We start from the raw sequence: 1131 nt of genomic DNA on the forward strand, positions 1-1131 counted from the left end.
CGCTGATCCGGTTTCGATCGGACTTCTGGTTTCAAACAGCGGCACCAGAGCAGGCACTATTTCCGGCGCCTCATTGTCTGGCCAAATCGGCGATACCGAAGTCGACGGCTTGGAACTTCGGGTCGCGGAGTTAGGCGGCAGCGCGGCGATCGTATCCCCGAGCGAAACGAGGCTATTCACGCTCACCGCTTTAAAGCCGGTGCCGGGAGTGCGCATGATCGATATACTGCCGTGCGGAGGGGCGGTCACGATATCCGTTGATGTGAGTTCAACAGATTTCCGGGGGCACAGACAGAACGACCGTCTGCCCATAAACTGTGCTGAGCAGCGTAACTTCCTTAGCAGCTTGGCCGAAATGCACTGAAAAGCCCGCCACCCGTGGAGGCAGTGGGGAGCGGCTTGACGATTTCAGCGAACGGCCGGCAAAAAAGCTCCAGCCGATGGAGCCATCATGAAACGAAAGCCCAGCAAATCCGGATTCACCAAACTTCTCGCTGCTGATACGACCATCAATCTGACCATGAATAGGATCGTCGCCGAGCGGCTTCTTTCTGCCGTCGTGGAATTCCTCCAGGCCGGTAAAGGCGATGACGCGCCAACATTTGCGGTCGAGCGGTCGCAATAGGACGCTGGCGCTTCCTATGTCGGCTTGTCCATGAGCGGCGCCTTTCGCTTCGGCGGCACATAGGACGTCACAAGCCTGAGCGTGTCCATGTTCACCGTCACCGGAACGCCGAGGTTTACGGTCACCCATTCGCCGTCGATATGCGTGACATCGCCGACGAGTTCGATCGGCTGCCCTTTCTTTACCTTCGACGTCCGATCGATGATCGAGTGCGGGAAGCCATAGGACGGAATCGAGAGGCTGATCCTGTCATCCGTCACGCGGCGGCGCACAGTCGCGGTGATGGCGACCTCGTCACCGACTTTGAACCCGCCCTTTGCCATGCCATGACTCTGGCGCTGGCTTCCGTCTCGTCAAGAGGATGCTAATATTCGGCAGATCAAGACAGCCGATAACCCGCCGCTGGGTGTGCCCCCACACCCGCGCGGCGGGCTAAGGTGACCGGCGCCTTCTCGTGGGGGAGAATTGCCTGAGCCCGGCGCCGGCCTGGCGAACTGATGGTCCGC

At 59.8% G+C, this 1131-nt stretch carries 3 protein-coding genes; all 3 read right to left on the bottom strand.

Annotated features, from left to right (window positions below):
• Nucleotides 1-216, bottom strand: a 216-nt coding sequence (locus EOA38_RS39945; protein WP_210213023.1) for a hypothetical protein, incomplete at its 3' end; no start/stop codon positions are given.
• A 52-nt stretch (nt 217-268) separates the two neighbouring features.
• On the bottom strand, nt 269-622 hold the full coding sequence (locus EOA38_RS39585; RefSeq protein WP_189435207.1) for a hypothetical protein: 354 nt from the start codon (nt 620-622) through the stop codon (nt 269-271).
• A gap of 17 nt (nt 623-639) precedes the next feature.
• Entirely contained in the window at nt 640-948 is a 309-nt protein-coding gene (locus tag EOA38_RS37325; protein WP_127301562.1) for a hypothetical protein, read from the bottom strand.
• Nucleotides 949-1131: the final 183 nt, after the last annotated feature.

Source organism: Mesorhizobium sp. M1E.F.Ca.ET.041.01.1.1, assembly GCF_003997355.1.
Lineage (GTDB): Bacteria > Pseudomonadota > Alphaproteobacteria > Rhizobiales > Rhizobiaceae > Mesorhizobium.

What these genes read in the sequence shown, in the direction of transcription:
- EOA38_RS37325 (WP_127301562.1), bottom strand. Translation starts at nt 948, where the DNA reads ATGGCAAAGGGCGGGTTCAAAGTCGGTGACGAGGTCGCCATCACCGCG.